Below are 17,174 nucleotides of genomic sequence, written 5' to 3' on the forward strand. Positions count from 1 at the left end.
CTGTGGGATCAAATAGCAATGCTTATCATCGGCATGCGTAAAACCCACAGCGTTTATGTCATGATTTCGAAATGAAAGAAGTGCTTACGTTTATTGACATAGCAAATATCGGCGAGTAATTTAGCGCGGAATTAACTCAAATGATAATCATTATTATATTGGTTATCACTTCAAATTCTTGAGGGCGAAGCGATGGATACTGCCGTGAACGACATCAATCGAAAGGAAGTGCAGGAGTGCGAAGAGCAGCGATTTGCCGCTGATTTTTCTCCGGCGTCGGGCTTCTTCTTTACTTCTCCTTTCCGCAGTCTGACCACCACCGGTTGTTTCAGCCGCATTCGCCTGCCGGCCGCAGACGGCGCCGATCTGAACGGCGAGTTCCAGCGCAGCGTACGGCAGGCGTTTGCCGAGGCCCGACAGGCCGGCATCAAAAAGCCGCTGCTGTGCGGCGCCATCCCGTTCGATACCCGGCAGCCTTCGGCGCTTTTTATTCCGCAGCAGAGCCGCTGGTTCGATCGCGCCGCCTTTATGGCCGGCGTTAGGCCGGCGGCGGACGGGCCGGAGCTGGCCGGGGTAACGGAGCTGCCGCCACAGCAGCCGTTCATGAACATGGTCAGCGACGCCGTCGACGCGATGAAGGCCGGTGAGTTGGACAAAGTGGTCTTGTCGCGCCTGCTGGAGATCGAAACACGTCAGCCGGTGGATCGCCATGCGCTGATGGCGCGCGTGATTGCCCAGAACCCACACGGTTTCCATTTCCATGTGCCGCTGGAGCAGGGCGCACTGTTGGGCGCCAGCCCCGAATTGCTGCTGCGTCAGGACGGCGGCCGTTTCTATTCCAACCCGCTGGCCGGTTCCGCCCGGCGCGAGGCCGACCCGCAGCGCGATCGCGAAGTGGGAGAGCGGCTGATGGCCTCGGCGAAAGATCGCCACGAGCATCGCATCGTCACCGAAAGCATGCGTGACGTGCTGGCCGGCCGCTGCCGCTACCTGAACGTGCCGCAAACCCCTGAATTATTGACCACCACCACGCTGTGGCATCTCTCCACGCCGATCGACGGCGAGGCGGCATCTCCCGACGAAAACGCCCTGTCGCTGGCCTGCCTGTTGCACCCGACGCCGGCGCTGTGCGGCATGCCGACGGCCCAGGCGCACGCCCTGATCGGCAAGCTGGAGCCGTTCGATCGCGGCCTGTTCGGCGGCATCGTCGGCTGGTGCGACGACGAAGGCAACGGCGAGTGGGTAGTGACTATCCGCTGCGGCACCGTTGACGGCAACCGGGTACGGCTGTTCGCCGGCGCCGGCATCGTGGAAGACTCTTCACCCGAATCTGAATGGCATGAAACAGGCACCAAACTCAGCACCATTCTGCGTGCCTTTGGTATGAATCAAGGATAACGACAAGATGAGCATTGCCTTTACCCCCTGGCCGGTGGAGTTCGCCAGCCGCTATCGCGAGCGCGGCTACTGGATTGACAAGCCGCTGACCGAGATCCTCGAACGCCAGGCCAACAACGACGCTCCGGCGATCATCGACGCCCAGGGCAGCCTGTCCTACCGCGAACTGCAGCAGCGCTCCGATCGCCTGGCGGCCGCTTTGCTGCGCCGCGGCGTGAAATCCGGCGACACCGCACTGGTGCAGCTGGGCAACGTGGCGGAGTTCTATATCGTGTTCTTCGCGCTGCTGAAAATTGGCGTGGCGCCGGTCAACGCGCTGTTCAGCCATCAGCGCAGCGAGCTGAACGCCTATGCCGAGCAGATCAAACCGGCGCTGCTGATCGCCGATCGTCAGCACGCACTGTTTGCCGACGATCAATTCCTGAGCGCCTTCCGCGATGCGCATCCTTCGCTGCGGGTCGTGGCGCTGCGCAGCCAGGCCGAGGGAGAGCTGGCGCTGGCCGCCTGGCTGGGCGAAGCGAGCGACGATTTCGTCGCGCAGCCTTCCGCGGCCGATCAGGTGGCGTTCTTCCAGCTTTCCGGCGGCAGCACCGGTACGCCGAAGCTGATCCCGCGCACCCACAATGACTACTACTACAGCATTCGCCGCAGCGTGGAGATCTGCCGTTTCGATGCGCAGACCCGCTATCTGTGCGCGCTGCCGGTGGCGCACAACTATCCGATGAGTTCGCCGGGCGTGCTGGGTGTGTTTTATGGCGCCGGGCTGGTGGTGTTCGCCGCCGATCCGGACGCCGGGCAATGTTTCCGCCTGATCGAACAGCACCAAATCAACGTGACGGCGCTGGTGCCGCCGGCGGTCACGCTGTGGCTGCAGGCGATCGAAGAGTGGGGCGGCAATGCCCAGCTCGTCAGCCTGAAACTGCTGCAGGTGGGCGGTGCCAAGCTGGGCGAAACGCTGGCGGCGCGCATTCAGAACGAAATCGGCTGCCAACTGCAGCAGGTGTTCGGCATGGCGGAAGGGCTGGTGAACTACACCCGACTGGACGACGACGAGCGCCACATCCTGGCGACGCAAGGGCGGCCGATGTCGCCGGACGACGAGGTATGGGTGGCGGATGACGACGGCAATCCGTTGCCGGCGGGCGAGGTCGGGCGGTTGATGACGCGCGGGCCTTACACCTTCCGCGGTTACTACCAGAGCCCGGCGCACAACGCCGATGCTTTCGACGCCGACGGTTTCTACTGCTCCGGCGATCTGATCAGCATCAGCGAAGACGGTTACATCACCGTGCAGGGGCGGCAAAAAGACCAGATCAACCGCGGCGGGGAGAAGATCGCCGCCGAGGAGATCGAGAACCTGCTGCTGCGCCATCCGGACGTGATCAATGCCGCGCTGGTATCTATGCCGGACGCGCTGATGGGGGAGAAGAGCTGCGCCTATATCATCGCCAACGCGCCGCTGAAACCGGTGGTGCTGCGCCGTCACCTGCGTGAACAGGGCGTGGCGGACTTCAAACTGCCGGATCGCTTTATTCAGGTGGACAGCCTGCCGCTGACCCCGGTCGGCAAAGTGGACAAAAAACGGCTGCGCCAGCAGCTCGAAGCGCAATTACAGACTCAGGCTCAGGGAGATTAATCGATGGCCATTCCAAAACTTAATGATTACGCGCTGCCGACGGCGGACGAACTGCCGCAAAATAAAGTCACCTGGCAGGTGGAGCCGCAGCGCGCCGCGCTGTTGATCCACGATATGCAGCAGTATTTCCTCAACTTCTGGGGCGAGGACAGCGCGCTGATTAAACAGGTGGTGGAGAACATCGCCAACCTGCGCCGCTACTGCAAGCAGCAGGGTATTCCGGTGTTCTATACCGCGCAGCCGAACCAGCAGAGCGATGAAGATCGCGCGCTGTTGAACGACATGTGGGGGCCGGGCCTGAACAAGCACCCCGAGCAGCAGGCGGTGACCGCCGCGCTGGCGCCGGACGAAGACGATACGGTGCTGGTGAAATGGCGCTACAGCGCCTTCCATCGCTCGCCGCTGCAGGAGATCCTGCAGGAGTCCGGCCGCGATCAGCTGATCATCTGTGGCGTGTATGCGCACATCGGCTGCCTGACCACCGCCATCGACGCCTTCATGCGCAATATCCAGCCGTTCATGGTGGCCGATGGCCTGGCGGACTTCTCGCGCGACGAACACCTGATGGCGTTGCGCTACACCGCCGGCCGCTGCGGCCGGGTGGTGACCACCGCGTCTCTGCTGCCGGCGGCCGGTATCGCCAGCATCGATGCGCTGCGTCAGCAGATCCTGCCGCTGCTGGACGAAGACAGCGAAGACATGGGCAACGATGAAAACCTGATCGATTACGGGCTGGATTCGGTGCGCATCATGGAGCTGGCGACCCGCTGGCGCAAGATCCGCGGCGACATCGACTTTATCGCGCTGGCGCGCAACCCGACCATCGACAGCTGGTGGGCGCTGCTTTCCGAAGAGAAAGCCTGATTTTAATCACGAGCAGAGGGCGGCCGTTCGGCCACCCTGTTGGCTTTATAAGGAGATTTTGATGAATACTTTGATCACCAAGGGAAAACGTGCGGCATTTCCGCTGATGCTGCTGTCTACGCTGCTGTTCTCCAACACCTTGCAGGCGCAAACCGCGCCGGAAGTGCTGCGCAAGCCGGTCGGCAAAGGCGCTTATGAAATGGCTTACAGCCCGAGCGAAAACGCGCTATACCTGGCCACCTCGCAGAGCCGCAAGCTGGACAAGGGCGGCATCGTCTACCGTCTGGATCCGACCACGCTGGACGTGACCCAGATTATCCATAACGACATCAAGCCGTTTGGCGCCGCCGTCAATGCCAAGACCGGCACGCTGTTCTTCGGCAACACCGTCAATAACTCGGTAACCGCGATCGACGCCAAAACCGGCGACGTGAAAGGCCGCCTGGTGCTGGACGCGCGCCAGCGCTCCGAAACCGTCAAGCCGCTGGCGCCGCGTGAACTGGTGGTGGATGCCGACAGCGACACGCTGTACATCACCGGGCTGGGGGATTCCAGCGTGGTGTGGGTGGTGGACGGCAAGGATCTGACCCTGCGCGCCACCGTGACCGACACCGGCAAATACGGCACCGGCCTGGCGCTGGACGCCGCCGCCAAACGCCTGTACGTCACCAACGCCGACGGCGAGCTGGTGACCATCGACACCCAGAGCAACAAGGTGCTGTCGCGCAAGAAGCTGGATGAGTCTAAAGAGCACTTCTTCCTGAACATCAGCCTGGATACCGCCACGCACCGCGCCTTCATCACCGATTCCAAACAGCCGCAGGTGCTGGTGGTGGATACCCGCAACGGCAACATCCTGAGCAAGATCGACGTGCCGGAATCGCTGGCGGTGCTGTTCAACCCGGCGCGCAATGAAGTTTACGTCACCCACCGCCAGGCGGGCGAAGTGAGCGTGATCGATGCCAAGAGCTACAAGGTGCTGAACACCATCAAGACGCCGACTCATCCGAACAGCCTGGCGCTGTCGCCGGATGGCCAAACGCTGTATGTCAGCGTCAAACAGGCTTCCAGCCGCGAGAAAGAAGCGACCGCGCCGGACGACGTGATCCGCGTAGCGCTGAAATAATCTCACCCAGGTAAGCACACCTCGAACAGGCGAAGCGGCGACGCTCCGCCTGTTTTTTTTCGCCGTGCGATCTGCGGTATAAAGAGGGGATTGTCTTATTCACCCGAAGGAACGTTGGATATGCCCGTCTCACGCTCTCCGCTGTTGTTGTCTGTGATCACCCTGCTGCTGCTGGCGGCGCTGATCCACAGCGGCATTCATCCTTACGATCGCACCACCTGGCTGATGGAAGTGGCGCCGGTCTTGATTGTTTTGCCGCTGCTGTGGCTGACCCACCGCCGCTACCCGCTGACGCCGCTGCTCTACACGCTGATTTTCTTCCACGCGCTGATTCTGATTTTCGGCGGTATGTACAGCTATGCCCGCGTGCCGCTGGGGTTTGAGGTGCAGCAGTGGCTGGATCTTGGCCGCAACCCGTACGACAAACTGGGGCATTTCTTTCAGGGATTGGTGCCGGCGCTGGCGGCGCGCGAGATCCTGCTGCGCGGCGGCTATGTACAGGGGCGCAAGATGCTGGGCTTCGTGGTGTGCTGCATCGCGCTGGCGATCAGCGCCCTGTATGAGTTGATCGAATGGTGGGCGGCGCTGGCGCTGGGCCAGGGCGCCGACGAGTTTCTCGGCACCCAGGGCGACCCGTGGGACACCCAGTCCGACATGTTCTGCGCGCTGCTTGGGGCGATATGCGGCCTGTTGCTGTTCGGGCGCTGGCAGGATCGGCAAATTGTTCGCTTAGGCTGATAAACCTCAAATGATCACATCGCAATAGCCCGCCGTATGGCGGGTTTTCTATGAAAAAACGTAAAGTAACCAGGCGGGGCTGAAAGGCGCCGCCTTTTCACTCTTCTTTCGCATAGAGATACACCGAAGCGCGGGAAACGCCGAGGTGCTGCGCCACGATTTCCATCGCCTTTTTCACCTCGAGCAGACCTTGCTCCCTCAGTTCCTGAATCAACCGCTTTCTGTCCGGCGTTTTCAGCGCGCGCGGCGTGGTGGCGTGGCGTGCGGCGAAGCGATCGATACGGTTGCGGATGGCCTCCGCGCCGCTGGGCTCCAGGTGTTCCGTCACCGCGCCGGCCGCCGTTTGCGTGAACTGCGCCAGCGCGCTTTGCATGCCGCGGAACAGCGTCATATCAACGTTCAAACAGAGTGCGGCGACGTAGTCGCCCTGCGCATTCTTGATGCCGATCGAGGTGCTTTTCGCCGGGCGACCGTCGGCGAACTGGTTGCCGTAGTTGGCGATCACGCTGGGAAACTCCGCCGAAGCGATGCGAGCCAGGCCAAGTTCCGTCGCCGCTTGGCCGACTTCTCGTCCGGACAGGTTGTTGTGGATCGCCAAAATGGCGTGTTCGGGATTTTGCAGATCGTGAACCACCACTTCGCAAAACGGCGCGAAGGTGGCGCTCAGCCCCTCGGCAATCACATTCAACTGGGATAACAGTAAATTTTCCGGCACTTCAGGCATAGGGCACTCCGATCACTCTCTTGGCGGCGTTGGCTCATTTCGAGCCAGATCCAGATGAAGAACATACCACAAGTGCGGCGCACGGCGGTTTTCATCTGGCGCCTGGCGACACTAAAAATGATCCTGCTCCCAATTCTGCACTTCCCGATTAGCATTTGACTGTCGCGCAGGTATATAACATTATCATTGGACTTATTTTCTAATTTTAGATTATTTGTTTTGAGTATGACAATGTTCGTGCGTTAAAAGCCGTATCGCACACACCGGGGTTTTTCAGCGCTAGCTTCAACGGCCCGCAAGGGCATGGAGAACAATAATGTCTGCAACTTCAGTCGTCGGTTCTGCACGAAAACCTTTTTACTCCACGCTGACCTTTCAGTTAGTGGTAGGGCTGGCGGCCGGTGGCGCGCTGGGAGTGCTGTGGCCGCAAATTGGCGCTCAGCTCAATCCGCTGGCGGCGGCCTTCGTCAAGCTGATCAAAATGGTGGCCGGCCTGATTGTGTTTCTCACCGTGGTGGCCGGTTTTGCGCAGGTTAAACGCGGTGCCGGCGTTGGTCGCCTGGGCATGATCTCGGTCTGTTATTTCGAAGCGGTCAGCACGTTGGCACTGCTGATCGGCCTGGTGATGGGCAATCTGTTTGAGCCGGGCAAGGGGCTGGCCTTGCATGCTGATGCCGCCACGGTGCTTAAACCGGCGGAGCCCCTGCAAGGCGTGGACTTCGTGATGAGCATTATCCCGAAAACGGTGGTTGATGCGTTAGCCAGCGGCATCATGCTGCAAATCTTGTTGGTGGCTCTGCTGTTTGGCTATGCGCTGTACGCAATGGGCGATAAAGGCAAGCCGGTGGTTGATTTGGTGAATCTGCTTACCGAAGCCACCTTCAAAGTGGTCAATATCATCCTCAAGCTGGCGCCCGTTGGCGTATTTGGCGCGGCGGCGTTCATGCTGGGCAAATACGGCATTGGCGCGCTGATGCCGGTGATGAAATTGGTGGGGCTGGTCTATCTGGGGTGTCTGTTCCTCATTGTGGTGGTGTTTTCCGTGGTGGCCTGGTTGACCCGTTTTAGCCTGTTCGGTTTCTTAAAACTCATCAGGGAAGAGCTGATCATCGCCTTTACCACCACCTCATCGGAAGCCGCCTTGCCGGGCCTGATGAAAAAACTTGAATTGGCCGGCTGTAGTAAAGCCACCGTCGGTTTTGTCGTGCCGACCGGTTACTCCTTGAATCTGGACGGCTCTTCAATCTACATGACGTTAGCGGCGCTGTTTATCGCTCAGGCCGCCGGTTTGGAGCTGAGCCTGGCGCAACAGGCCGGCCTATTGATGGTGTTTCTGCTGACCTCGAAAGGCGTAGCCGGCGTGACGGGCGGCGCTTTCGTCACGCTGTCCGCTTCGCTGTTGATGTTTCCAGAGATACCGATGGAGGGGCTGGCGCTGATTCTTGGCGTGGATCGCTTGATGGATACCATGCGTACGTTGACCAACGTGGCCGGCAACGGCGTGGCGACCATGGCGATTTCTTACTGGCAGAAAGAGCGTGTGGGTTTTCAAGCGAGGCTGCCTGAAGCTGCCGTGCGCAAACCCGTCTGAATGCCGCCCTGCGCGGTTGCCGCAGGGCTTTTCGAACCTGTGCAAGGATTAAATATGAAGCATGATGTGGTTTACAACGGATCCGGCGGCTTTCCTCCCGCCGGTCATTACTCACCCAGTTGCACGGCCAATGGGACGGTCTATATCTCTGGCCAATTGCCGATCGCCTTTTCCGGGGAGAGTCTTGCCGGCGAACCTTTCGCGCGGCAAGTCCGCCAGGTGCTCGACAATCTGGATGCCTGCCTGGCAGGGGCCGGCGTCGGCCGCGCGCAGCTGGTTCAGGTGCGCGTCTATCTGACGGATATCGATTTGTGGCCGACCTTCAATGCGCTGTATGCCGAATGGATCGGCGAGTTTCGCCCTGCGCGCGCGGTGGCCGGCGTATCGCAGCTGCATTATGGCGCCGCCGTGGAAGTGGAAGCTGTCGCGTTGGCCGCCCTTTAACCCTTACTGACAGGTAACGCTATGACCGATTTGATTTTACCCGTTTATGACGACGTGGCCGCCGCAGCCGCGCGCATCAAGGATTATGCTCACCGCACGCCGGTGCAGACTTCACGCACGGTTGACGACGATTTCGGCGCCAGCGTATTTTTCAAATGCGAGAACCTGCAGCGCATGGGCGCCTTTAAATTTCGCGGTGCGATGAATGCCTTGCTGCAGTTTTCTCCGGCGCAGCGCAAGGCCGGGGTAGTGGCCTTTTCTTCCGGCAATCATGCACAGGCGATCGCGCTGGCTGCCAGGCTGCTCGACATTCCCGCCACGATCGTTATGCCGCACGACGCGCCGGCGGCCAAAGTGGCTGCGACGCGCGGCTATGGCGGCAAAGTGGTGGAGTACAACCGTTATCATGAGGATCGCGAGCAGATCGGCCGGGATCTGGCGCAGCAACAGGGATTAACGCTGATCCCGCCTTACGATCATCCGCAGGTGATCGCCGGGCAGGGTACCGCGGCTAAAGAGCTGTTCGACGAGGTCGGCGAACTGGACGCGCTGTTCGTTTGCCAGGGCGGCGGCGGGTTGCTGGCCGGCTCTGCACTCGCCGCGCGTCGGCTGTCGCCGGGTTGCCGAGTCTATGGCGTAGAGCCTTTGGCGGGCAATGACGGGCAGCAATCATTCCGTACCGGCCGCATCGTTCACATTGAGACGCCGCAGACCCTCGCCGATGGCGCACAGACGCAGCATCTGGGCCAACATACTTTCCCGATTATCCGCCGGGACGTTGACGACGTTCTGACGGTGACCGACGATGAGCTGATTACCGCCATGCGCTTTTTCGCTGAACGGATGAAAATGGTGGTGGAGCCAACCGGCTGCCTGGGGTTCGCCGCCGCCTGCGCGCAGAAATCGATGCTGCGGGGAAAACGCGTCGGTGTGATCATCAGCGGTGGCAACGTCGACATTCGCCGCTACGGCGAGTTGCTGGCAGGTCAATAGAAACAGGCGGATGACGAGAGAGAACCATGGTGACAGACAAGACGGTATTTGAGCAGGTCGTGGCGCTGCTGAGCGCCGGAGAGGCCGCATTCCGGGTGATAGAACATCCGGCGGAGGGGCGCTGCGAAGCGGTAGCGGCATTGCGCGGCACCGAACAGGGGCAGGGCGCCAAGGCACTGGTGTGCCAAACGCGCATCGACGGAGCCAAGCATTACATTTTGGCGGTGCTGGCGGCGGACCGTCAGGCGGATCTGCAGCGGTTGGCGGCCGAGTTGGGCGGTAAAAAGGCGTCGTTGGTCAGCCCGGCGGAAATCACGACCCTGACGGCCTGCGTGCCGGGGGCGATCCCGCCGTTCAGCTTCCACCCGCAGCTCAGACTGGTCGCCGATCCGGAGCTGTTTGAGCGTTACGATGACATTGCGTTTAACGCCGGCGATCTGCAACGCTCCGTGGTGCTCAATGCGCAGGATTATCTGCGTATTGCGGCGCCTGAGTTTATTCATTTCGCGCGTACGGAGACGATGGCGGAGTGAGAAAAAGAGCGTCTGTTCAGACGAGTTGAACAACAACGCTGAACTGCCGTTTACCGCCGGTTCAGCGTTTTTATGCTATATCCTTTGTTCGGAACCGCTGGCTGAACGAGAGACTGAGTTTGATCACCAATCCCCTATCCCGCAAAGAATACGCAGTATGGATGTCGTTAACGATAGGGTTCAGCTTTGCGTGGTTAAATCTTTTAGAGCTCTATAACAACGACGCATTATTCTTTCAGAAATTGACGATTTCCGTCATCAATAACGTTTCGTTCGCCGATGTCATCGCCTCTTACCTGAGGCTGATTCTGTATCTTCCTTTCGGCGTGTTGGCGATCGTGCTGACGCTGCTGTTTTGCGCCCAGCGGTTATGCGATACCCGGTTCTTCGTGCTCGCCTGGCCGGTTTCTCTGGCGATCTTCCTGGCCTTTTGGTTCATCAACGTCGCTTTCCCCGGGCATCTCAATCTGGTATTAGCCGCCAAATCTTGCGTACTGGCGCTGATTGGGCTGATTCCGCCGAGCCAACGAAAGTCCGAATAATCGAACGCAGTTCGATGGAGAGTCCGTACCTCAGAAAGCGAAAAACCCGCCATAGGCGGGTTCTTCTGAATATGGTGCCCGGACTCGGACAACCGGCGCTGGCGCCGTGTTGAACAGCGCTTTAGCGCCGGCCCGCAGGGTGAGGCCTCTGGCCGAATAATCGAACGCAGTTCGATGGAGAGTCCGTACCTCAGAAAGCGAAAAACCCGCCATAGGCGGGTTCTTCTGAATATGGTGCCCGGACTCGGACAACCGGCGCTGGCGCCGTGTTGAACAGCGCTTTAGCGCCGGCCCGCAGGGTGAGGCCTCTGGCCGAATAATCGAACGCAGTTCGATGGAGAGTCCGTACCTCAGAAAGCGAAAAACCCGCCATAGGCGGGTTCTTCTGAATATGGTGCCCGGACTCGGAATCGAACCAAGGACACGGGGATTTTCAATCCCCTGCTCTACCGACTGAGCTATCCGGGCAACGGGCAGCATTAAACCGTATTGGCATAAAGCCGTCAACGGCTTTATGCGTGAAAGACGCTAAAATGCGTCCGGTTGCTGGCTTTTCAGGCAAAGGGCGCAAAAAATGCGCCTGTCAGAGAGAGCACCTTGGGTTGGCTGCGCCGCCGACCCTGCAGATTCAGCTCAGCGCCCCGTTACGGCGGCATTGCGCCACCTGCAAGATGTCTTCCGCCAGCCGTTTGGCGACCGATACGTCCTGGAGCTGGCGTTTTACCAGCAGTTTGCTCAGGCAACCTTCCTGAATCAGCTCCATTTGCTGCGCCACCATGTCGGCGTCGTCGGCGTCCATGTCGCGCAGCAGTTCGCGGGTCAGCTCCAGCGAAGTCAGCTTTTGCTGCTCCGCCAGTTGGTGGATCGGGTGATCCGTTTCCGGGAAGAAGCTGCAGGCGGCGATAAACAGGCAACCGGGGTAGCGGTCTTGCTGCACGTATTCCGCCAGCACGTCATAGCGCGCCAGCAGCTTTTGCTGCGGGCTCAGATTCTCGTCCAGCAACAGCTGGCGGCGCCAGGTGTCTATCTGCTGGCCATGATAGCGCAGGCAGTCGTACAGTAGCGCTTCGCGATCCGGCCAGAACCGTTTGAGATCGCCGGGTTGAACGTCGAGTTTTTCCGCCAGCATCTCTAATGTGGCGGTCGCCAGGCCCTGTTGTTCCAACAGGCCCAGCGCGGTATCAAGGACGTGTTCACGTTGCACTTGTGCTTCCTCCTCTTCGGTTCAGAACCTCAGTGTTATTTATCGCATCACTTTCTGCAAATGCGCGTTGAAGGCTTCCGCCTTCATAAAGCCGGTGACCCGCTCGGCCGTCAGCTCGCGGCTTGCCGGATCGAAGAACAGGATCGTCGGCAGCCCCAACACCTGCAGATGCTTCAACAGCGCAGCCTGTTCTGCGCTGTTGGCGGTCACGTCCGCTTGCAGCAGCACCGCGTTGGCCAGGCTCGCCTGTACCGCCGCATCGCTGAAGGTGTATTTCTCGAACTCTTTACAGGCCACGCACCAGTCGGCGTACAGATCGAGCATCACCGGCTTGCCCCGCGCCTGTTGCAGCGCCAGATCGAGCTGTTCGACGTTGTTGATACGTGTAAAGGCCAGGTGCGGCTGAGCGGCCTGCTGCGCCTGGTCGGCGCCGAAAGCCCAATCTTGCAGCGGCCGTGCGGCGATCACCGCCGCCGCCAGCAGCAGCAGTTGCAAGGCGCGAGCCCAGCCGCGCGCGCTTCTCAGGCTCAGGGCGAAGGCCCAACCGAAGAATGCCAGGCCGAGCAGGCTCCACAAACGCATGCCCCACAGATCGCCGATCACTCGCTCCAGCAGGAACACCGGCAGCGCCAGAATGACGAAGCCGAAGGCCTCCTTCACGTACTGCATCCACGGGCCGCTGCGCGGCAGCAGGCGGTTGCCGAACAGGGTGACGATCACCAGCGGAATGCCCATCCCCAGCGCGTACAGGTACAGCGTGCCGCCGCCGGCCCACAGATTGCCGCTCTGGGCGATATACAGCAGGATGGCGCTGAGCGGCGCGGTGGTGCAGGGCGAGCAAATCAGCCCGGCCAGGGCGCCCATCAGGAATACGCCGGTCAGCGAGCCGCCGCGCTGGGTGTTGCTCCAGTTAGCCAGCCGGGTTTGCAGTGCGGAAGGCAGCTGCAGGGAATAGAGGCCGAACATCGACAGCGCCAGGGCGATGAACAGTACCGACAGGCCGATCAAGACATAAGGATGTTGCAGCGCCGCCTGGAACTGCAGCCCGGCGGCGGCCACCACCAACCCGAGCAGGGTGTAGGTGAGCGCCATGCCCTGTACGTAAACTACCGCCAGCGCCAGAATGCGGCCGCTGCTTTGCGGCCGGTCGCGGCCGAGAATGATGCCGGAGATCAGCGGGTACATCGGCAGCACGCACGGGGTGAAGGCGATACCGATGCCGATCAGCAATGCCCACAGCGGCGAAAACGGCAGGCTGGCCGGTGCGGCGGGCGCTTCAGCCGGTGCAGAGGCCGAAAGCGGTGCGGCTGCTGCTGCGCTGACCGCGTCCAACGGGATCACCCGGGTTTCCGGCGGATAGCAGAAGCCGGCCTCGGCGCAGCCCTGATAGGTGACGCTGAGGCTGGCGTTGGCCGCCGCCTGTTGCAGCGGCACCTGCAGATTAAGCTGCTGCTTGAAGATGGCGACTTCGCCGAAGAACTCGTCCTTGTGGCTCAAACCTTCCGGCAGGGTAAAGGCGCCGAGCGTCGCCTGTTGCGGCACCAGTTTGATCTGCTGACGATACAGGTAATAGCCGGGGCGGATCTGCCAGTTCAGCGTCACCTGGCTGCCTTGCTGTTTGAAATCGAAAGCAAAAGCCCGATCGACGGGCACGAACTGGCTGCCGCCCGTCGGTGCGAACAGCGAGGCCTGCGCCGCCTGCGGCAGGAAGAACAGGCTGCACAGCAGCAAAATCAGTTTAATGAAGCGTTGATCCATGACAGGTAGTCTTTATCTCCGGCCATCACCGGCAATACCAGCAGCTCGGGCGTCTGGTAGGGGTGATGTTGTTTCAGGGTGTCGAGCAGGGCCTGCTGACGGCGGCGATCGCTTTTGAACAGCATCTGCACCTCGTATTCCTGTTCCAGCTTCCCTTCCCAGTAATACAGCGAGGTGGCGCCGGGCAGCAGCGTGGCGCAGGCCGCCAGCTTATCGCCCAAGACCCGCGCCGCCAGTTCCTGGGCGCTGGCTTCATCGGGTGCGGTACAGAGTATGACGACAGCTTCGCAATCAGACATCTTCAGCCCTCTCTTCGGTTCGAATGGGCACTATACCCTGAAGGCGGATTGGCTAGAAGGCGAGTTTATCGCCAGAAGGAAAACCGGGGCCGCAGCCCCGGTCGAAGAGTTACAGCATGATGCTGCCGAGCAGGAAGCCGAATACCACCGCGAAAATCACGCCCATGGTGCCGGGAATGAAGAACGGATGGTTGAATACGAAGCGGCCGATGCGCGTGGTGCCGGTATCGTCCATCTGCACCGCGGCGACCAGCGTCGGGTAGGTCGGCAGGATGAACAGGCCGGATACGGCGGCGAAGGAGGCGACGGCGGTCAGCGGCGACACGTTCAGCGCCAGCGCCATCGGCATCAGCGCCTTGGCGGTGGCGGCCTGCGAGTACAGCAGCGCCGAGCAGAAGAAGAAGATCACCGCCAGCAGCCACGGGTGCGCCTGAATGACGCTGCCTGCCGTCTCTTTGATCCAGTCGATGTTGGCCTGCACGAAGGTGTCGCCCAGCCAGGCGACGCCGAGGATACAGATACAGGCGCTCATGCCGGCCTTGAAGGTGCTGGAGTTCAGCACCATGTCGGTGTCGACGCGGCACAGCAGGGTGGTCAGCGTGGCGACGCTCAGCATGATGATCAGGATGGCGTTGGTGGTGTTCATCAGCGGCTTGGCCACCAGGCCCAGGCCCGGGCTGTTGATGATGGCGTAGGCTACCACGCACAGTACGCCCAGCAGGAACAGCAGCACCGAGGCTTTGGCGCGCGGTTTGATCTCCAGCGCGTTGTTGCCGCGCAGGGTGATCAGGCCTTCTTCCAGGCGTTTCAGGTAGACCGGATCGTTAGACAGCTTGGAGTCGAACAGCCAGGTCACCAGCAGCGACATCACCAGCACGGCGCAGAAGGTGGACGGGATCACCACCATCAGCAGGTGCAGGTAGCTGACGCCGTGGCCTTCCATCACCGAAGACATGTACACCACCGCGGCAGAGATCGGCGAGGCGGTGATGGCGATCTGGGCGGACACCACGGCGGTCGACAGCGGCCGGCAAGGCTTGATGCCCTGTTCTTTCGCCACTTCGGCGATCACCGGCAGCGCCGAGAGCGAGATGTTGCCGGTGCCGGCGAAGATGGTCAGGAAGTAGGTGACGATAGGGGCGAGAATGGTGATGTGCTTGGGGTTCTTGCGCAGCAGCTTTTCGGTCTGCTGTACCAGATAGTCCATCCCCCCGGCGACCTGCATGGCGGAGATCGCCGCGATCACCGCCATGATGATGGAAATCACGTCGAAGGGAATGCTGCCCGGCTTAACGCCGATCAGCGCCAGGACCAGAACGCCCAATCCCCCCGCGAACCCGATACCGATACCGCCCAACCTGGCCCCTAAAAAGATGGCCAGCAGAACGATAACCAATTCCAAGGCTAGCATAGTGTTTACTCCTTAAAATGAGATTTCCCGTCGTCCTTGAAACTGCATCGGTGTTGGCTGCGATCACTGACCCCAGTCACTTACTTGAGTAAGCTCCTGGGGACTTGCGCTCTTGCCGCCTTGATGCAGTCCCAATGATTTAGGGTGTAAATTGAAAATAAAACGTTAAAATTTTGTGGGCGCCGGAAAGTAAAAAGGCACGCTATCCAGAGGATTTAGCGTGCCTTTCAGGGCTACCGGGTAGGTCTGTTATTGTTCATTTTCATCCGTATAGCGTTTGGCTTTATAGGCCGGGTGCATCAGGTTCTCCACGGAGAAGATGTCATCCAGCTCGGCTTCGGTCAGCAGGCCGCGTTCCAGCACCACTTCACGCACGCTCTTGCCGGTTTCGGCGCAGATCTTCCCGACGATGTCACCGTTATGGTGGCCGATGAACGGGTTCAGATAGGTGACGATACCGATCGAGTTGAAGACGTAGTGTTCGCAGACTTCTTTATTCGCGGTGATGCCGTTAATGCATTTTTCCAGCAGGTTGTAGCACGCGTTGGTCAGGATGTGGATCGACTCGAACATCGCCTGGCCGATCACCGGCTCCATCACGTTCAACTGCAGCTGGCCCGCTTCGGCCGCCATGGTAACGCAAGTGTCGTTGCCAATCACCTTGAAACACACCTGATTGACCACTTCCGGCACCACCGGGTTCACTTTGGCCGGCATGATGGACGACCCCGCCTGCAGCTCCGGCAGGTTGATTTCGTTCAGGCCGGCGCGCGGGCCGGAGGAGAGCAGGCGCAGGTCGTTACAGATTTTGGACAGTTTCACCGCCAGGCGTTTGAGCGCGCTGTGCACCATCACGTAGGCGCCGCAGTCGGAGGTGGCTTCGATCAGGTCTTCCGCCGGCACGACCGGCAGGCCGCTGACTTCCGCCAGTTTTTGCACCGCCAGCGGCTGATAGCCTTCCGGGGTGTTGAGCGCGGTGCCGATGGCGGTGGCGCCCAGGTTCACTTCCAGCAGCAGCTCCGCGGTGCGGTGCAGGTTGCGGGTTTCTTCGTTCAGCAGCACGCTGAAGGCGTGGAATTCCTGGCCGAGAGTCATCGGCACCGCGTCCTGCAGCTGGGTGCGGCCCATCTTCAGGATGGTTTCGAACTCTTTCGCCTTGCGATCGAAGCCTTCGCGCAGTTGGTTGATGGCGTCGATCAGCTTCTGGTTGGAGGCGTACACCGCGATGCGGAACCCGGTCGGGTAGGCGTCGTTGGTGGATTGGCATTTATTGAGGTGATCGTTCGGGTTCAGGTATTGGTATTCGCCTTTTTGGTGGCCCATCAGCTCGAGGCCGATGTTCGCCAGCACTTCGTTGGTGTTCATGTTCAGCGAGGTGCCTGCGCCGCCCTGGAACACGTCCACCGGGAACTGATCCATGCATTTGCCTTTATCCAGCACCTCGTCGCAGGCCTGGATGATCACGTCGGCGATTTTGCGCGGGATGGTTTTAAGTTCTTTGTTGGCCATCGCCGCGGCCTTTTTCACCATCACCATGCCGCGAACGAACTCGGGGACATCGCTGATTTTGCTGTTGCTGATGTAGAAGTTTTCAATCGCACGCAGAGTATGAACTCCGTAGTAAGCGTCTGCGGGGACTTCACGTGTTCCTAACAGGTCTTCTTCGATACGAATGTTGTTTGACATGAGAACCTTCTCTATCTCTATGTGTTGCTGCCGAATTAATAATTTGTCAGGTCAAGGCTAAAGGGCACAGCCTAAATTAATATTGCCGAAGGCTTGGGGCGTGAAACGATTAACCAAATCGCCCGTTGCTGCCCAGATCATATGCTGGTTGGTAAGAAATGACTGAATCCAGATCACCTTATGGTGTTTAAGGATATGCCCTTTTCCGGTTCTGTGACTTCTTTCAC

The 17,174-nt window shown here is 60.1% G+C and carries 16 protein-coding genes and 1 tRNA gene; 10 read left to right on the forward strand and 7 right to left on the reverse strand.

The genetic code is table 11. The annotated features are described in order from the left end of the window. Positions 1 to 192: 192 nt before the first annotated feature. The 5 genes from ACRAWE_RS18165 (at position 193) to ACRAWE_RS18185 (ending at position 5,762) form a co-directional block, all read left to right on the forward strand. Positions 193 to 1,398: an isochorismate synthase gene (locus ACRAWE_RS18165; protein WP_063919665.1), complete on the forward strand. Its 1,206-nt coding sequence runs from the start codon at positions 193 to 195 to the stop codon at positions 1,396 to 1,398. 7 nt (positions 1,399 to 1,405) lie between these two features. Continuing rightward, positions 1,406 to 3,034, forward strand: a complete 1,629-nt coding sequence (locus tag ACRAWE_RS18170; protein ID WP_154747851.1) for a (2,3-dihydroxybenzoyl)adenylate synthase — start codon at positions 1,406 to 1,408, stop codon at positions 3,032 to 3,034. A gap of 3 nt (positions 3,035 to 3,037) precedes the next feature. Then, positions 3,038 to 3,898 carry an isochorismatase gene (locus tag ACRAWE_RS18175; protein WP_004930014.1) on the forward strand — a complete coding sequence of 287 codons (861 nt, stop codon included), beginning with the start codon at positions 3,038 to 3,040 and terminating at the stop codon, positions 3,896 to 3,898. Between the two features lie 106 nt (positions 3,899 to 4,004). Beyond that, positions 4,005 to 5,024 (forward strand): PQQ-binding-like beta-propeller repeat protein, encoded by a 1,020-nt coding sequence (locus ACRAWE_RS18180; protein WP_432525830.1) that lies wholly within the window; start codon positions 4,005 to 4,007, stop codon positions 5,022 to 5,024. Positions 5,025 to 5,144: 120 nt separating this feature from the next. After that, a complete protein-coding gene (locus ACRAWE_RS18185) occupies positions 5,145 to 5,762 on the forward strand; it encodes a DUF2238 domain-containing protein (RefSeq protein ID WP_432525694.1) in 618 nt (205 codons plus the stop codon). 97 nt (positions 5,763 to 5,859) lie between these two features. Here the strand turns inward: ACRAWE_RS18185 and ACRAWE_RS18190 are convergent, their stop codons facing one another. Continuing rightward, positions 5,860 to 6,486: a helix-turn-helix transcriptional regulator gene (locus ACRAWE_RS18190; RefSeq protein WP_019453414.1), complete on the reverse strand. Its 627-nt coding sequence runs from the start codon at positions 6,484 to 6,486 to the stop codon at positions 5,860 to 5,862. A 316-nt stretch (positions 6,487 to 6,802) separates the two neighbouring features. Here ACRAWE_RS18190 and ACRAWE_RS18195 point away from each other — a divergent pair, with 316 nt between their 5' ends. The 5 genes from ACRAWE_RS18195 to ACRAWE_RS18215 all read left to right on the forward strand — a co-directional run bounded on the left by ACRAWE_RS18195 (position 6,803) and on the right by ACRAWE_RS18215 (position 10,589). Further along, a complete protein-coding gene (locus tag ACRAWE_RS18195; RefSeq protein ID WP_154747854.1) occupies positions 6,803 to 8,077 on the forward strand; it encodes a cation:dicarboxylate symporter family transporter in 1,275 nt (424 codons plus the stop codon). A gap of 54 nt (positions 8,078 to 8,131) precedes the next feature. Next, positions 8,132 to 8,521, forward strand: coding sequence for a RidA family protein (locus ACRAWE_RS18200; RefSeq protein WP_019453413.1), 390 nt, complete (start codon positions 8,132 to 8,134; stop codon positions 8,519 to 8,521). A 21-nt stretch (positions 8,522 to 8,542) separates the two neighbouring features. Continuing rightward, positions 8,543 to 9,514 carry a threo-3-hydroxy-L-aspartate ammonia-lyase gene (locus ACRAWE_RS18205; protein ID WP_432525695.1) on the forward strand — a complete coding sequence of 324 codons (972 nt, stop codon included), beginning with the start codon at positions 8,543 to 8,545 and terminating at the stop codon, positions 9,512 to 9,514. Between the two features lie 26 nt (positions 9,515 to 9,540). Continuing rightward, positions 9,541 to 10,047 carry a YbaK/prolyl-tRNA synthetase associated domain-containing protein gene (locus tag ACRAWE_RS18210; protein WP_309530805.1) on the forward strand — a complete coding sequence of 169 codons (507 nt, stop codon included), beginning with the start codon at positions 9,541 to 9,543 and terminating at the stop codon, positions 10,045 to 10,047. Positions 10,048 to 10,166: 119 nt separating this feature from the next. Beyond that, on the forward strand, positions 10,167 to 10,589 hold the full coding sequence (locus ACRAWE_RS18215) for a hypothetical protein (RefSeq protein ID WP_432525696.1): 423 nt from the start codon (positions 10,167 to 10,169) through the stop codon (positions 10,587 to 10,589). Between the two features lie 392 nt (positions 10,590 to 10,981). On the opposite strand, the gene ACRAWE_RS18220 is transcribed toward ACRAWE_RS18215, so the two are convergent. The 6 genes from ACRAWE_RS18220 to aspA form a co-directional block, all read right to left on the reverse strand. Next, a tRNA-Phe gene (locus tag ACRAWE_RS18220) sits at positions 10,982 to 11,057 on the reverse strand. Between the two features lie 160 nt (positions 11,058 to 11,217). After that, on the reverse strand, positions 11,218 to 11,793 hold the full coding sequence (gene dicD, locus ACRAWE_RS18225; RefSeq protein ID WP_015376374.1) for a division control transcriptional repressor DicD: 576 nt from the start codon (positions 11,791 to 11,793) through the stop codon (positions 11,218 to 11,220). A gap of 39 nt (positions 11,794 to 11,832) precedes the next feature. Continuing rightward, positions 11,833 to 13,551 carry a protein-disulfide reductase DsbD gene (locus ACRAWE_RS18230; RefSeq protein ID WP_432525698.1) on the reverse strand — a complete coding sequence of 573 codons (1,719 nt, stop codon included), beginning with the start codon at positions 13,549 to 13,551 and terminating at the stop codon, positions 11,833 to 11,835. Then, a complete protein-coding gene (gene cutA / locus ACRAWE_RS18235) occupies positions 13,527 to 13,850 on the reverse strand; it encodes a divalent cation tolerance protein CutA (RefSeq protein WP_015376376.1) in 324 nt (107 codons plus the stop codon). The genes ACRAWE_RS18230 and cutA overlap by 25 nt, the downstream gene beginning before the upstream one ends. A 109-nt stretch (positions 13,851 to 13,959) precedes the next feature. Continuing rightward, on the reverse strand, positions 13,960 to 15,261 hold the full coding sequence (locus tag ACRAWE_RS18240) for an anaerobic C4-dicarboxylate transporter (protein WP_033654882.1): 1,302 nt from the start codon (positions 15,259 to 15,261) through the stop codon (positions 13,960 to 13,962). A gap of 249 nt (positions 15,262 to 15,510) precedes the next feature. After that, on the reverse strand, positions 15,511 to 16,947 hold the full coding sequence (gene aspA / locus ACRAWE_RS18245) for an aspartate ammonia-lyase (protein WP_004929659.1): 1,437 nt from the start codon (positions 16,945 to 16,947) through the stop codon (positions 15,511 to 15,513). Between the last annotated feature and the right edge of the window lie 227 nt (positions 16,948 to 17,174).

It is taken from the genome of Serratia sp. BFP-2025, assembly GCF_050880365.1.
In the GTDB taxonomy this organism is placed as follows: domain Bacteria; phylum Pseudomonadota; class Gammaproteobacteria; order Enterobacterales; family Enterobacteriaceae; genus Serratia; species Serratia surfactantfaciens.

Coding starts and splice junctions, on each gene's coding strand:
- ACRAWE_RS18165 (WP_063919665.1), top strand. CDS start 193: ATGGATACTGCCGTGAACGACATCAATCGAAAGGAAGTGCAGGAGTGC.
- ACRAWE_RS18170 (WP_154747851.1), top strand. CDS start 1,406: ATGAGCATTGCCTTTACCCCCTGGCCGGTGGAGTTCGCCAGCCGCTAT.
- ACRAWE_RS18175 (WP_004930014.1), top strand. CDS start 3,038: ATGGCCATTCCAAAACTTAATGATTACGCGCTGCCGACGGCGGACGAA.
- ACRAWE_RS18180 (WP_432525830.1), top strand. CDS start 4,005: ATGCTGCTGTCTACGCTGCTGTTCTCCAACACCTTGCAGGCGCAAACC.
- ACRAWE_RS18185 (WP_432525694.1), top strand. CDS start 5,145: ATGCCCGTCTCACGCTCTCCGCTGTTGTTGTCTGTGATCACCCTGCTG.
- ACRAWE_RS18190 (WP_019453414.1), bottom strand. CDS start 6,486: ATGCCTGAAGTGCCGGAAAATTTACTGTTATCCCAGTTGAATGTGATT.
- ACRAWE_RS18195 (WP_154747854.1), top strand. CDS start 6,803: ATGTCTGCAACTTCAGTCGTCGGTTCTGCACGAAAACCTTTTTACTCC.
- ACRAWE_RS18200 (WP_019453413.1), top strand. CDS start 8,132: ATGAAGCATGATGTGGTTTACAACGGATCCGGCGGCTTTCCTCCCGCC.
- ACRAWE_RS18205 (WP_432525695.1), top strand. CDS start 8,543: ATGACCGATTTGATTTTACCCGTTTATGACGACGTGGCCGCCGCAGCC.
- ACRAWE_RS18210 (WP_309530805.1), top strand. CDS start 9,541: ATGGTGACAGACAAGACGGTATTTGAGCAGGTCGTGGCGCTGCTGAGC.
- ACRAWE_RS18230 (WP_432525698.1), bottom strand. CDS start 13,551: ATGGATCAACGCTTCATTAAACTGATTTTGCTGCTGTGCAGCCTGTTC.
- cutA (WP_015376376.1), bottom strand. CDS start 13,850: ATGTCTGATTGCGAAGCTGTCGTCATACTCTGTACCGCACCCGATGAA.
- ACRAWE_RS18240 (WP_033654882.1), bottom strand. CDS start 15,261: ATGCTAGCCTTGGAATTGGTTATCGTTCTGCTGGCCATCTTTTTAGGG.
- aspA (WP_004929659.1), bottom strand. CDS start 16,947: ATGTCAAACAACATTCGTATCGAAGAAGACCTGTTAGGAACACGTGAA.